The organism is Mesorhizobium sp. M7A.F.Ca.US.007.01.2.1, from assembly GCF_003998165.1.
In the GTDB taxonomy this organism is placed as follows: Bacteria; Pseudomonadota; Alphaproteobacteria; order Rhizobiales; family Rhizobiaceae; genus Mesorhizobium; species Mesorhizobium ciceri.
In genome coordinates, this window is record NZ_RZQP01000173.1 from 1 (window position 1) to 13,731 (window position 13,731).

Genomic DNA, 13,731 nt, shown 5'->3' on the forward strand with positions numbered 1-13,731 from the left:
GCTGCCGACAGTCAAACAGAGCAGGTAGCATCAACAGCGACGAACGCCGTCATAGGCTGAAGGGCTGCTTGTCGACAACTTCGTTCCGAATTCCGAAGGGCAAGTTTCGGCCCATAACCGTCGACCGACGTTTCTCCGGTGGCCAATCATGGCCGAAGGAGAAACGAAATGGGACACTCGTGCTACGACCTTGCCGCCTCCGATCGCCGCGCATGGAATGCAGGCAAGAAGATCGGAACGAAACGCCCTCTGAAACTCGACAGATATGGGGCGATACGCTTCTATCTCGATCGAGAGCGGCGTCTGCGAGACAGAGCGCTCTTCGATTTGGCGATCGACAGCAAGTTGCGCGGCTGCGATCTGGTCAAGATCAAATCGGCCACCTTGTTGTAGGACGGAAATCCGAAGTCGCGCGATGGTCATCCAACAGAAGACCGGCCGACCTGTTCAGTACCAGTTGATGAGCGACACACGCTCCAGCCTTCTCGCATGGCTGGAGCGACGCGGCGGGACAGTCGATGATTACGCGTTTCCGAGCAGGATCAATCCAAGGGCTCACATGAGCACAAGTTAGTATGCCCGCCTCGTCGACGAATGGGTCGAGGCGATCGGGCTTTGACCAGAGGAATACGGAACCCATTCCCTGCGTCGCACCAAGGCCTCGATCATCTACAAAGCGACGGGAAATCTGCGAGCCATCCAAATTTTGCTCGGTCATGCCAAGATCGAGAACACGGTCCGCTATCTGGGCGTCGATGTTGAGGATGCTCTCGAACTTTCGGAGGCAACGGAGGTTTGATCAGGTGCGGCTCCACTTCACAAGTGGAGCCGTGACCAGCTTGCGCCCAATCTCGGTCGTTGCGGACAGATCTGTCACTGATTGAAAGCGGCATCGTGGCGACCACGCTGGGGCGTCCCTCGCGACTCAGCGCGTTCAAAGCCACTACGACCAGGCGAGAGTCGCTACCGTACGCCCGACTTGAATTGTGCGTTAGTGCATTGGCAGGATGTTCTGGTTCAGGCGGAACAGATTGTCCGGATCGTATCTGTGCTTGATCTTGGCGAGCCTCGCATAGGCTTCAGCTCCCAAGGCGTCGCGTACGAGGTCCGCTCCTTCGCCATGGCCGGGGAAGTTCAGATAGAGGCGCCCGGTCGAGTAGCGCTGCACGTCCTGCCAGAAGCTGCGAACCCAGCCGATGTTCGCATCGTCCTCGTCAGCGCCTGGCCAAATGGCATCGAGGCTGAGCATGAAGGGCATGGAGCGGTCGCCGAAGGCAGTCTCATCGGCTGCAACGCGCTGGACGAAACCGCCGAACTTCCAGATCGAGGCGAAGGTCATTTCGGAGGGCCGCTTCGCCATCCGTACCGTGATCTCCCCGATGGCCTCGTCGTCCAGGCGCGAGAGGTAGGTGGATTTCCAGTAGCAGCGGTCGCGGCCTTTCGGGAACAGCCCGTCATAGAGCGACTGGATGGTGCGATATGGCATGCGGCCGCTGAAATCGACGAGCGGTTCCCCAAAACTGCGCAACGGCGCCACGACCCGCTCGCCCTCGTCGGCCGGTCCGTCATAGACATGCGCGAGCGCCAGGACGCGCCGGCCCCTTGCATGCTCGGGGATCGAGGGATCGTCGGGCAGCGTCGAGAATTCCGCCAGGCCGCTCAGGCGATCGGGTGCGGTCTGCATGAAGTCGCGCCAGAGTGGAATGATCTCGTTGGCGCGCTCTTCGGGATAGGCCGGACCGCATAACATCAGCTCCGGCTCGATCGGATGCAGCTTGAACTCGAAGCTCGTCACCACGCCGAAATTGCCGCCGCCGCCGCGCAGCGCCCAGAAGAGATCCGGGTTCTGGGTCGCGTCGGCATGGATGAGGCGGCCATCGGCGGTCACCAGATCGGCCGCCAGCAGATTGTCGACGCTGAGGCCGTGGCTGCCGCGCAGCCAGCCGATGCCGCCGGAAAGAGTTAGGCCGGCAACGCCCGTCGCCGAGATGAGGCCGCCCGGCGTGGCGCGATCAAGCGGGGTGGTGGCCGCATCGACATCGGCCCAGGTGGCGCCGCCCTCGACGAAGGCGCAATCGAGGTCGGGCGCGACCCGCACGCCATTCATCAGCGACATGTCGATCATTAGGCCGCCGTCGCAGATGGCGTAGCCAGCAACATTGTGACCGCCCGAGCGGATCGCGATCGCCAACCGATGCTCGCGCCCGAAATTCACCGACGCCACGACATCGGCAGCATTCCGGCAGCGCGCGATGAGGGCCGGACGGCGGTCGATCATGCCGTTCCAGACGACCCGTGTCGCGTCATAGTAAGGGTTCGACGGCTCCAGCACCTCGCCGCGCAAGATGGAACGGAAGCTTTCGATGCTCGATGGTGCAAGGGTAGCGGTGGCGGCCATGGGGCGGTCTCCTCGTTTCACGCACGCTAGCGCGGCGCGGGCACGGCCGCTAAAGTCGAAAATGCTGGAAGGCGGTCATTTCTGCCATGGTTGAACAGACCAGACCATTGAATGTGGCGATCCTTGCCGCTCCGGAGGCTACCGCCTCCACGATCTACGGCATGTTCGACCTGTTTTCCTCGCCCGGCAGGGATTTCCTGTTCATAACCAGCGGTGCGGCGGGCACGCCGCGCATGCGGCCCTATGTGGTTGCTGGGGACGGCAGCCCGTTTCGCGCTGCAAACGGCATCTGGGTGCGCCCAGATCACAGCCTTGCCGATTGCCCGCCACCCGACATCGTCTGTATTCCAGATTTCTTCGTCAATCCGGGAGAAAGCGTCGCCGGGCAGTATGACGCCGAAGCCGCATGGCTGAAGCGAGCGCATGACGACGGCGCCATGCTGGCCAGCGCTTGTTCGGGCGCGGTGCTGCTCGGCGAGGCCGGGCTGCTCGACAATCGCGAGGCCACAATTCACTGGGGCTATGTCGAGACGCTCACGAACAACTACCCCGGCGTGAAGGTGAGGCCGGACCAGTCGCTTGTGCTGAGCGGCGAGGCGCAACGGGTGGTCATGGCGGGAGGCGGCTCGAGCTGGCAGGATCTCGCCCTCTATCTCATCGCGCGCTTTGTCGGCCTCAAGGAGGCGATGGAGGTCGCCAAGGTCTACATGCTGCAGTGGCACGACATGGGCCAGCAGCCCTTCGCCGCGCTGATGCGCTTTCGCCAGACCAGCGACGCGGTGATCAACCGGTGCCAGAGATGGGCGGAACTCAACTACCGGACGCCGTCGCCCGTCGCAGCCATGACCAAGTTGTCAGGCCTGTCCGAGCGCTCCTTCGTGCGCCGCTTCGCGAGGGCTACGGACATGAAGGCTATCGACTACATCCATGCGCTCAGACTCGAGAAGGCAAAGCAGCTGCTGGAGGGGGGCGATCTCCCTGTCGAAGCGGTGGCGAATGAAGTCGGCTACGAGGATGCGAGTTTTTTCGGGCGTCTTTTCCGCCGCAAGGTCGGGGTGACGCCGGCGCAATATCGCATTCGCTTCGGTGCTCTCCGGCGAGCATTGAGCCGCGATTGATTCTCAACCATCGCGGCGCGATGCCGATATTCCGCTTGGCGCCTCAAGTCAGCCGTTGAGCTGGCCCCAGCGGAATCCCAAAAGCAGAAATTCGAGCGATCAGGCGAACCGGCACGTTCCCACCCAGAACCGGACGCCCAGCGGTCATTAACGATGGGTTCGAGCTCCAGCCGCAAAGTAAGCGAGCTGGTCGGCATAGAGCTTCTTGAAGGCCGGGCGAGCCCAGGCGCGTTCAACGTACGCTCAGAAAGTTCCATCTTAGCCTGAGAAGTGCGTTGAGCTTGTCTAGCTGCGGGACATATGAAGCGCGACACGATTTCGTCCTTCCGATTTGGCACGAAATAGGGCCAAATCGGCGGCATTGACGAAATCATTTGGCGTCTCGTCCGCGGTGGGCACCGCTGTTGCAACGCCGACGCTGATGGTCACACGATCCGGGCCGTGGGGTATGTTCAACTCCCGCACGCCCTGGACGAGCCGCTCTGCGATCGCACTGGATTGTTCCAGTAAAGTGTCGACCAGCACGACCACGAACTCTTCGCCTCCGTACCTCGCAGCGAGGTCGGTGGAGCGGCCGGAACCGCTCTGGATCACGCGGGCGATTTGCTTGAGCACCTCATCGCCGGCCATATGGCCATAGGTATCGTTGTATCGTTTGAAGTTGTCGGCATCGATCATCAACAGCGACAATGGGGACTGTGCGCGAAAAGCGCGCTTCCATTCGGCCGCCAGATATTCATCAAAATAGCGCCTGTTGCCGAGGCCCGTCAGGCCATCGATCCGCGTCAGACGTTCAAGCTCGAGATTTGCACTGATCAGCTGTCGCTGGCTTTCCCTTAGCGCTCGGTATGCCGCGTCTCGCTGGACGTGATCCAGATAAGCCCGCGTGTGATATCGAATACGTGCAATCAGCTCGATACGATCCGGCAGTTTGACGAGATAGTCGTTCGCTCCCGCAGCAAAGGCTTCGCCCTTGGTGGCTGGATCTTCCTTGCTCGACAGCACAATGACTGGGACCGCGCGTGTCGACGCATGCTTCCTGTATTCTCGCACCAGATGCAGCCCATCGACGCCGGGCATGACGAGATCCTGCAGGATAACGGTTGGCTTTACCTCATCCGCGACTGTCATTGCTCTCAACGGGTCGGTGCAGAAGTGTAGGGAAATATCGGGTTCGTTGGCTAGAGCGCGCCTGACCGCCTCGCAAACCATGATCTGATCATCGATGAGCAGAACCATGGATGAATAGTTGTCTGTGAGTGGCGGGACCAGCTCTGGTTCTTGCGTCATCGGACGAGCCTTTTCACGTGGAGCGCTCGCAGGCTTCGATTATACGTGAGCCGATCGCACTCAAAGGAAGAATATCAACAGCCGCGCCGATTTCGGCGGCGGCCTTCGGCATGCCATAGACTGCACTGGTTGCTCGATCCTGGGCGATCGTGAGATGCCCTTTGTCGCGGAGCTGTCTTAGCCCGCGCGCACCATCCCTGCCCATGCCTGTGAGCAGGACACCAATCACAGAGCCAGGCCACCATTGCGCCGCACTTCCGAAGAACACATCAACGGACGGCCGATAAACATTGTCCTTGGGGCTGGGCGTATAGCCAAGTTGTTGAGCTGACTTGAAAACCAGATGATCCGCAGAACTGGCTACGAGAACAGTGCCCGCTTGAGGACTATCCTTTTCCCGCGCCGGACGGATCGGGAGAGGCGTATGCTGTCCCAGCCAATCAGTAAGCCCCGGCACGAACTGAGCATCGAGATGCTGGACGAGCACGATCGCGCCGTCAAAATCAACGGGAAACGCACTCAGGACTGCGGCAACGGCGGCCGGCCCGCCCGCGGAGGCGCCGATTGCAATTAAGCGTCGAGGTGTCGGCTCAGCGTCACGTGACATCCGCCTTTTTGTCTTGGCCGGCGCATCACCGATCAGCTTGCCGATCGTCGCAATCTTGTTCGTTAGAAGCCGTGCGGATTGCGAGGACGCATTACCTTCGATGCCTACTGACGGAATATCGACCGCGTCCAGCGCGCCATGGCCCATTGCTTCGTAGACACCGGCGAGGTTGGCTTCGATACTGGCGGTCACCAGCAAGATTGAGCACGGGGTTTCCGCCATGATTCTGCGCGTCGCTTCCACGCCGTCCATCTCTGGCATCGCTAGATCCATGAGTATCAGATCCGGCAGATCACGTCTGCAGACCTCGACCGCCTCACGCCCATTGGTCGCGATCCATGCGACCTGATGTTCGCCGGTCGACAAGACCAGCCGGCGCAGAAGCTCAACCGCCATCGGCATGTCGTTGACTACGCCGATTCTCATTCGTTGGCTTCCAATTTCGATCTCATTCAGTCGCCTCGCCAATCATGTCCACGACCGCATGGATCAGCGCCTCGTCCTGAAAGGTACTCTTGGTCAGATAATAGTCCGCACCGGCGTCAAGCCCGCGCGAGCGATCTTCTTCCCGATCCTTGTATGAAACGATCATTATGGGTGTGTTCTTGAGATGGGCGTCCTTTCTGATCAAGCTCACCAACTCGATGCCATCCATGCGCGGCATATCTATGTCAGTGACGACGAGATCGAAAGGACCAGACCGGACGGCATTCCACCCGTCCATACCGTCGACCGCCACTTCGACATCATAACCGTGATTGCCCAACATCTTGCGCTGGAGTTCGCGGACCGTGAGTGAATCGTCAATCACGAGCACGCGCTTGCGTCTGCTCGGTTCGGGACCGCCCGCAGCGCGCCGAAGAGCCCTAAATCCGCTAGACGATGCAAGCTTTTCCACCGATCGGATCAGATCATCGACGTCGAAGATCAGAACTGGCGAACCGTCTTCCATCAGGGCCGCTGCGCTGATGTCCTTGATCTTGGCAAACCGTGGATCGAGAGGTCTGATCACCAGCTCGCGTTCCCCGAGAAAACGGTCAACGATCAGGCCGTACGCATCGCCCCGACCTGCATCCACGACGACGACCGAGAGTTCGTCCGGTTCCGATCCGGACTCTCCTCGATCCAGCACTTCGCGCGCGGTCACCAGCCCGATCTGTCGATCGTTCAAGCGAAAATGCGGTCGGCCCTGCAGCAGGTTGATCTGCATCCGCTGCAATCTCATTGTCTTGGAGATGGCGGCGAGTGGAAACGCATAGGGCTCCCCATCGACTTCGACGAGTAGTGTGCGCAGGACTGACAACGTCAGCGGCAGCTGCAGTTGAAACCGGGTTCCACGACCAAATTCCGAGGAAACGCTCGTGATTCCGCGGACCTCTTTCGTCATCGCCTGCACCGCATCGAGGCCCACACCACGGCCGGACACGTCGGTAAGGCCCGCTTTCATCGAAAAGCCTGGCAGAAACAGGAATGCGAGCAATTCGGTTTCGCTGAGTGTGTCAGCACTTTCCCTGGTCGCAAGCTGTCGGGCGATGACAGCCTCGCGCAGCTTCGAGAGCTCGATCCCCCTGCCGTCGTCCACCACGGCTATCTGCAGCAGCCCGGCATTGTGCCTCGCTTCGAGCCTGATCAGCCCCTCTTCGGGTTTCCCCATCGCGAGGCGCTCCTCAGGCGGTTCAAGCCCATGGTCTACAGCGTTGCGCAAAAGATGCCCCAAGGGGGCATCGAGCTGCTCGAGGATATCGCGGTCGATGCCGGTCGAGCCGCCTACGATCTCCAGTCGCGCCCGCTTGCCAAGGGTACGACCGAGGTCGCGGACCGTTCTTGCGTAGTGTCTCACGCCGTCCTCGAAAGGCCGCATCCGGCTCGCCAACGTTTCGTCGTACAATCTGTTGGCAAGATCGGTCGCTTTCCGATCCACTGAATCCAATTCATCGAGACGCTCCGCCAGGAACGCTTGGCTCAACCGAAGCTTTCGCTGCGCTTCAGCCAGCGCCTCCACCACCGGCGCATTATTTGAAACCGGCGGCAGCACTGCATGAAGATTGTCGAACGCACTTGCGAGGTCCGATTGAAGTCGCTTCAGCCTTAGCAGCCCGTCAGCGAATGGCCTGAGCCGCCGAGCTTCCATCAGCGACTCGCCAGCCAACCCGAGCAATCGGTTCAGGCTGTCTGCCGTCACCCGAACCATTCTATCAGAGCCGATGCTGCCGTGGGCTTGCGGTACCGCCCCAACGAGGAGATTCGCTGAAGAGGTCGACGCCAGTTGCTCCTGGGCATGATCTGGAGTTGCGAAATCAGCTGCAAAATCTTGGGCCCCGGGCTTCGCCTCGGGGGGCGACAATTCCTCAAACTTCGCGAGAAAGCTTTCGATTTCTGAGTTGGCGCGCTCGCTCGATGATCCCGATGCGATCAATTTCAAAAGGTCACAGCCTTGCAGGAGCGCATCTATATGCTCCCGTCCCACTCTCAGATGCCCACGTTGCGCGGCGACCAGGCAATCTTCCATCGCATTTGCAACTTTGACCGCGGGCATCAGGTCGATGATGCGGGCAGCTCCCTTCAGGGAATGTGCGGCACGCATGCATGCTTCCAAGGCATCGGCGGCGACAGGATTGCGTTCCAGTGCCAGAAGCCCAGACGTTAGTGCCTGCGACTGCGTCTCCAGTTCGGCCTGGAAGAGGCTGAGCATCGAGACCTGGCTGAAGTCCTCATCTGTCATGCCATGCTCCGATCCAGCATCGTGAGCAGTTGTCCTGGGTCGAGACAACCAACGGCCCGTCCCTGCCAGGGCAGAACGGCAACAGTAGCCGCAGACAGCGCCTTGTCGATCGTGGCTGGCACAGCGAGAGTGTCGCGTGCCCGATAGCGATGTAAGCCGTGGATCTCATCAACCGTAAAGGCAACCCGCTTGTCGCGCTCGCCCACAACAACCAGGCGGCGAAATACCTTGGTTCGCGTGCTTTGCTCCCCCTCCTTGCGCTCGTCTATCCCGAGCAATTCAGCCAGGGACAGGCAAACGAGCAATTCACCACGGACATTCGCAATACCGAGCAGTGCACGGTTTCTGCGATGTGGAAGTGAATGAACGCGACGAGATTCAGCCACTTCATGAAAAATACCGACCGGAAGTGCCATCCATTCTTCCCCCAAACGGAAGAGAACAGCCGTCTGCAGCGCCTCGCCGTCGGCCGGATCGATCCCTGCTCGACCAGCGTTACCAGGCCATTCGTCGCGATATACCGAGGGAGCCGCACGGTCGAGGAGGTGTCGTGCAATCTTCTTATAGGTCGGGCAATTCCGGCAGTGGAGATGCTGCTCCAGCAGCGGACATGACTTGTCACCCCGTACGCCTATTTGCCGCCAGCAGTCGTCGATTTCAATCTGCTCCAACGGCTGAGCGATCCCTGTCGAAGCCGCCATCAGCTGCCGCTCCTTTTCTGGACCCGGCCTAGCCGGCCAGCCAGGGCCTCGGCGCCGTTATGGTCGCCTTGCTTGCGAAGCAGCAAAGCCAGATGGATGAGAGCTTCTCGATGATTTGGCGCGAGATAGAGCGCCTTGCGATAGCTTTGCGCGGCTTGGGGTGCTGCGCCATCCGCATCCTGGACGAGGCCCAGCAAGTAGAAGATTTGCGCGGAAGGACCAAATTCCTTGAGATGCGCCAGGGCGACCTCCTGTGCCTCCTTTACCCGTCCTGCATTGGCGATCCGTTCAACCGCGATGAGGCTTTCCGAGGCCTGTGCAAGCGGCTTGGCCGGCGCCTGTCCACGGGCTTCATTGCCAATTGTCGGTCGGGGCCGAAGAAGAGGCTTGCTCTTGTTGACCTTCGGGGTTGGCGTCGGCACCGGGATGGCGGCCGAAACTGTCGGCGCCGTGGTCTTGACGGGCTCCGATTTCAGGAAGGCAAAGGCCAATGGCCATTCAGCGGAAATAAAGCCATGCAACCTTGGAAGAGCTGCTTCCGCCGGACCGACCAGGAGGAGTCCGTCTTTGGCCAGTAGGTCCTTCAGGCAGATCAACGCGCGATCCTGCAGCTCTCGATTGAAATAGATCAGCAGATTGCGGAAAAGCACGATGTCATAGACTTCTTGCCTGAAAGACGCGCGAGAGCCGAACAGGTTTCCTACCCTGAACCGAACCTGTTTCAGCACCGCAGCTGTAGGACGCAACCCGCTCTCGGCCGCTTCGAAATAGCGATCCTTGAATTCGAGATGGCTGCCGCGAAACGAATTGCGCCCATAGATCGCGCGTTCAGCCGTCGCGATATTGCGGCTGCTGACGTCCACACCATCGATCTTGAACTCGTGCGCCTCAAAGCTGGCATCGAACATGGCCATGGCGACCGAGTAAGCCTCTTCGCCGGTTGAACATGGCAGGCTCAGGACTTTAATCGGCTGAGCACGCTTGTGCACGCGCGCGTGCCGCGCCAGCATCGTGAACGCTTCTCGGTCGCGAAAGAACCAGGTCTCCGGGATCACCACCGCATTGATCAACTCCTGCAACTCCTGTGAGGAACCGGTCAAGTGTTCCTTATAGGTCTGAGGGTTGGTTATCCGGCATGCTGCCATCCGATCTCTGACCGCCTGACGGACCACTGTCGGACCAACGCTGGCACTGTCCAGTCCGATGGTTTCCGTCAGGAGCTTTTCAATTGCGCCGGTCATTGATCACCCATTGCTGACTGGCGGAGCAATGCGGTACGTATCTCTTCCGAAAGCAGCGATGCCACTTTGACCCGCTGAATGATCTCCGAACCATCGGAAGCCACCGGCCCAAGATAGGGCGGGGTTCCTGGTTCAAGTCCGAACGGCGCGAAGTCGGCAGGGTCTCGCTCAAGCGTATCCGTCACCCGTTCCGCGATCAGTCCCAGCAGGCGCTGCTCGCCATCATGCGCGTGATAGCGCGTCACAACGATCCGGGTGCTCAATAGGCGCTCCGACGGCCGGCCAAGCGCAAGAAGAGTAACATCGATCAGCGGGATGGGTATTCCGTTGTAGCTGACCAGACCCACCACACCGGTTGGCGCACCCGGCAGGACCTTCACATCGAGACGAGGCAGCACCTCTTCAATTTGGTGGACATCGATCAAGTAGCGATCCGGACCCATGCTGAAGGCGAGAAATAGCATTGTCACCCCCTACTGCCGGCTCGCTACGCTCTCAGCTTGAACCTCGAAATGCTACTTCGCATGCCGCCTGAGACTTGATTGAGCTCGTCGATCGCGAGCGTCGATTGCTGAAGGGATTCGACTGTTTGCTGAGCTGCCTCACTCAGCTGCGTTAGCGTGTCGCTGATCTGCCCCGCGCCGGTCGCCTGCGCTTGCATGCCTTCATTGGCGACTTCGAAACGTGGCACCAGCCCCTGAACCTGCTGAATGATCTCGAAGAGTTGCCCGCCGACCTGCTGGATTTCCTGCATACCCCGGCGGACCTGCTCGGAAAACTTGTCCATGCCCATCACCCCGGCCGCGACTGCCGACTGGATGTCCTTGACCATCTGCTCGATATCGTATGTGGAGACAGCTGTCTGGTCCGCGAGCCTTCGGATTTCCGTCGCCACCACTGCAAAGCCCCGGCCATATTGGCCGGCCTTCTCAGCCTCTATGGAAGCGTTGAGCGACAAAAGGTTCGTCTGATCGGCCACTTTGGTGATGGTCGTCACCACCTGATTGATGCTGCCGGCTTTCTCGCTCAGGATCGCGAGTTTGGAATTGATCGCGCCGGCCGCTTCCATGACCTGCTGCATGGTTTCTTCCATACGGGTTAGCCCCGCTTGCCCTCCGCCGGCGACGGCAGCAGTTTGCTCGGCAACTGTCGAGACCTCGTTCATCGTGCGGACGAGCTCGTTTGACGTGGCGGAGATCTCCTTGGCTGTCGCGCGGATTTCTGTTGTGGTCGCTGCGATTTCAGTCGCAGTTGCCTGCTGTTGCTTGGAGGTGGCGGCGATCTCAGTTATCGATGTGCCGACCTGTATGCTGGACCTTTGAACCTGACCAATGAGGGTTGTGAGATCGTCCGCCATTGCGTTGAAGCCGTCGGCAAGCACGCTGAATTCGTCTCGGCGCCTCAGATCGAGGCGTTCGCTGAAGTCGCCTTGCCGCATCAATTGAACCGCGTTGACCAAACGAGTGAGCGGACCTGTAATGGCGCGAAACAGCTGGTAACCCAAAAGAAGGGCTAGTCCGAGGGCTATCAACAAGCCAACGCTCAAACCGACTTCGGCCGTTCTAACGATCGAGCTGATCCGCTGCGTCGCGCTGTTTGCCTCGCCTCTGTGATCCTCAACCATGGCCTGCAGAGCGGACTGCAACTTTACAAAGATCGGCTCTACGGTGTTCTTGATGGCCAGGCTTTCATTGGGAGTTTCACCTTTCGACAAGGCAGCCCGGCTTGTGTCCAGCACAGCAGTTTCAGCCAGACGAAATTGGTTGGCGAGTTCTTTGACGACTGCATAATTCTGCTTGTCGATGTCGGAGACGATTGTTGCTTCATAGTCGCCCATCGACCGCTGCACTTGGTCGCGATTGGTCGTGATCGCGCTTTCAAGCGTGCTTCTATCCGATGGGTTGTCCTGAAGGGCATATTCCTGAAGCAGACTATGGGCCGTCATCTGGCCCATCATGATCGCGGTGCTGTGATAGAGGTCTGGAAGGATGCCCTTCTCGACCTCAGTCGCCTCCTGCCCCGCCTGAAGAAACCAGGCGTACGCGATGACGGCGATCACGGACATGACCACCAGAACGGCAGCGAAACTGACGAGGATGCGGTGGCGTATTGTCAGACTCTTCATGGATCCGATTCACCAATGGGGGCATCGTGGGCTGCGCGACAAGCGCTCGTTCCGACGTGTTCGAAAAAGGTGCGTCGAAAAGCGGTAGTCTGACGCTGAATGGTTTCTTTTCCGTTCCATCACTAATGATGGCGATGCCGCTCGCCAGAAGTGACGGTCGAGGACACGTCTTCCGTCGGCGCACATCAGCCCGACATCCGCTGGGCGGCACGCCCGCGTCAAGGTGGGTGGATGACTGATTGTTACCGTCTCGTTGGACGTCGATGAGAAAGGTATTCAATGACGATGAAGCTCTCACCTCACGTCCAAGGCCCTGTCAGCGTTGGGCCTTTGAAGCAAACAACCTGGACAGCCCATAGGCAACAAGGCCTATGAACCTTGAAGGGGCACAAATATACGCTGGCCGCTGGTCGATCCAGGAAGTCCGGTGCACCGCCATCAGACTCGCCCAGCGTCGCATAACCCCGCCTACGTCATCGCATGGTCATGCTGGAGGCGCCCATCGGTCGCCGTCCGCCTATTCTGGAAGCCCGATGAACGGATTCTGATGCCGAATGCCGAGCGGCCTGAAATCCTTCTCGTTGTCCGTGAGCACGATCAGATCGTGTTGCATGCCTGTTGCAGCAATAGCGATGTCCTCGAAACCAGGTGAGATGCCAGCGGCCCGAGCGACTGTCATGAGTTGCCCAGTTATTGTTGCCGTTTCGAGGTCAAGAGGGAGGATGCGGCTACTGTAGTAGTGACGGATTTCTCCCCACCATTCAGCGAGCGCGCCCGCCTTCTTGGTGGCACCGGTTCGCTTGGCGTTCGCGATGCCGTCCTCGATCTCGGCCAAGGTGATTACGGAGAGCCAAAGGTCGGACGATCGCTCGACTATCCAGGCCGCTAGTTTCTCATCGGAGGGCGTCCTGCGTTTTGAAGGGGCAAGCAAGCTGACGACATTCGTGTCCAAAAGGTACAATGTCAGAACGCCGGATCGCGCAGAGCCCGTGCGGGCTTTCGGCTTCGCGCTGGCAGGTCAGCTTCCTCCAGGGGCGAGTTTGTGAGCAGCCAACCCAGCGACGGCACACGGGAAAGGCGTTCGTATTCCGAATAGCTGATTACGACAGCCTCTCTTTTGCCGTGACGGGTGACGACCGTCGGTGTGCCCGCAACCGCTTCGTCGACCACATGTGAGAACGTAGCCTTGACGTCTTTGAGCTGAATCTCTTTCATCATGATTGCTCCCGTGACTAAAGTGGTCATATAAATTATGGAGCGAGTTTTGGCAAGGAGTCAGGACGGATCGGTGCGCCTCCGGCGCTCGATCTGCCGCCAGTTGGCAGGCTGACATCTCACATCAGGGCTAATCCGGAAAACCGCGTCTTCCCCGTTGATCTGGAAAGTACGGCGATCGACCCCGACACAATCGCGATTAGCCAGCAACACGCAGCAGCCGACACCGCCGACGGCAGATAGAGCCTGTCAAGACTGGACTGGGCGGCAGCGAGCAGCGGCTCGACCTTCTGCCCGGCGACGCTCAATTCGAT

General features: G+C 59.6%; 11 protein-coding genes and 2 pseudogenes. 2 read left to right on the forward strand and 11 right to left on the reverse strand.

Features of this window, described 5'->3' with window-relative positions; genetic code table 11:
- Positions 1-168 precede the first annotated feature (168 nt).
- Positions 169-799 (forward strand): annotated as a pseudogene (locus EN949_RS25110) (tyrosine-type recombinase/integrase).
- Positions 800-991: 192 nt separating this feature from the next.
- On the opposite strand, the gene EN949_RS25115 reads toward EN949_RS25110, so the two are convergent.
- The gene (locus EN949_RS25115; RefSeq protein ID WP_127371808.1) at positions 992-2,398 is read right to left on the reverse strand and encodes an FAD-binding oxidoreductase; all 1,407 of its coding nucleotides are present in this window, start codon (positions 2,396-2,398) and stop codon (positions 992-994) included.
- Between the two features lie 86 nt (positions 2,399-2,484).
- Here EN949_RS25115 and EN949_RS25120 point away from each other — a divergent pair, with 86 nt between their 5' ends.
- Positions 2,485-3,516, forward strand: coding sequence for a helix-turn-helix domain-containing protein (locus tag EN949_RS25120; RefSeq protein ID WP_086081385.1), 1,032 nt, complete (start codon positions 2,485-2,487; stop codon positions 3,514-3,516).
- A 285-nt stretch (positions 3,517-3,801) separates the two neighbouring features.
- On the opposite strand, the gene EN949_RS25125 is transcribed toward EN949_RS25120, so the two are convergent.
- From EN949_RS25125 to EN949_RS36185, 10 genes and pseudogenes are all read right to left on the reverse strand, one after another.
- On the reverse strand, positions 3,802-4,755 hold the full coding sequence (locus tag EN949_RS25125; protein ID WP_281039789.1) for a PleD family two-component system response regulator: 954 nt from the start codon (positions 4,753-4,755) through the stop codon (positions 3,802-3,804).
- Between the two features lie 64 nt (positions 4,756-4,819).
- On the reverse strand, positions 4,820-5,839 hold the full coding sequence (locus tag EN949_RS25130) for a chemotaxis response regulator protein-glutamate methylesterase (RefSeq protein WP_064994976.1): 1,020 nt from the start codon (positions 5,837-5,839) through the stop codon (positions 4,820-4,822).
- A gap of 22 nt (positions 5,840-5,861) precedes the next feature.
- Positions 5,862-8,135, reverse strand: coding sequence for a hybrid sensor histidine kinase/response regulator (locus EN949_RS25135; RefSeq protein WP_127371078.1), 2,274 nt, complete (start codon positions 8,133-8,135; stop codon positions 5,862-5,864).
- Positions 8,132-8,836 (reverse strand): chemotaxis protein CheW, encoded by a 705-nt coding sequence (locus tag EN949_RS25140; protein WP_064994978.1) that lies wholly within the window; start codon positions 8,834-8,836, stop codon positions 8,132-8,134. Before EN949_RS25140 ends, EN949_RS25135 begins: the two co-directional genes overlap by 4 nt.
- Positions 8,836-10,077 carry a protein-glutamate O-methyltransferase CheR gene (locus EN949_RS25145; RefSeq protein WP_064994979.1) on the reverse strand — a complete coding sequence of 414 codons (1,242 nt, stop codon included), beginning with the start codon at positions 10,075-10,077 and terminating at the stop codon, positions 8,836-8,838. Before EN949_RS25145 ends, EN949_RS25140 begins: the two co-directional genes overlap by 1 nt.
- Positions 10,074-10,541, reverse strand: a complete 468-nt coding sequence (locus EN949_RS25150; protein ID WP_064994983.1) for a chemotaxis protein CheW — start codon at positions 10,539-10,541, stop codon at positions 10,074-10,076. Before EN949_RS25150 ends, EN949_RS25145 begins: the two co-directional genes overlap by 4 nt.
- Positions 10,542-10,564: 23 nt before the next feature.
- Positions 10,565-12,202: a methyl-accepting chemotaxis protein gene (locus EN949_RS25155; protein ID WP_027163542.1), complete on the reverse strand. Its 1,638-nt coding sequence runs from the start codon at positions 12,200-12,202 to the stop codon at positions 10,565-10,567.
- A gap of 517 nt (positions 12,203-12,719) precedes the next feature.
- Positions 12,720-13,163: a type II toxin-antitoxin system VapC family toxin gene (locus EN949_RS25165; RefSeq protein ID WP_013525370.1), complete on the reverse strand. Its 444-nt coding sequence runs from the start codon at positions 13,161-13,163 to the stop codon at positions 12,720-12,722.
- 2 nt (positions 13,164-13,165) lie between these two features.
- A complete protein-coding gene (locus tag EN949_RS25170; protein ID WP_024505312.1) occupies positions 13,166-13,417 on the reverse strand; it encodes a type II toxin-antitoxin system prevent-host-death family antitoxin in 252 nt (83 codons plus the stop codon).
- 171 nt (positions 13,418-13,588) lie between these two features.
- Positions 13,589-13,731 (reverse strand): annotated as a pseudogene (locus tag EN949_RS36185) (sigma-54-dependent Fis family transcriptional regulator); the annotation flags it as partial.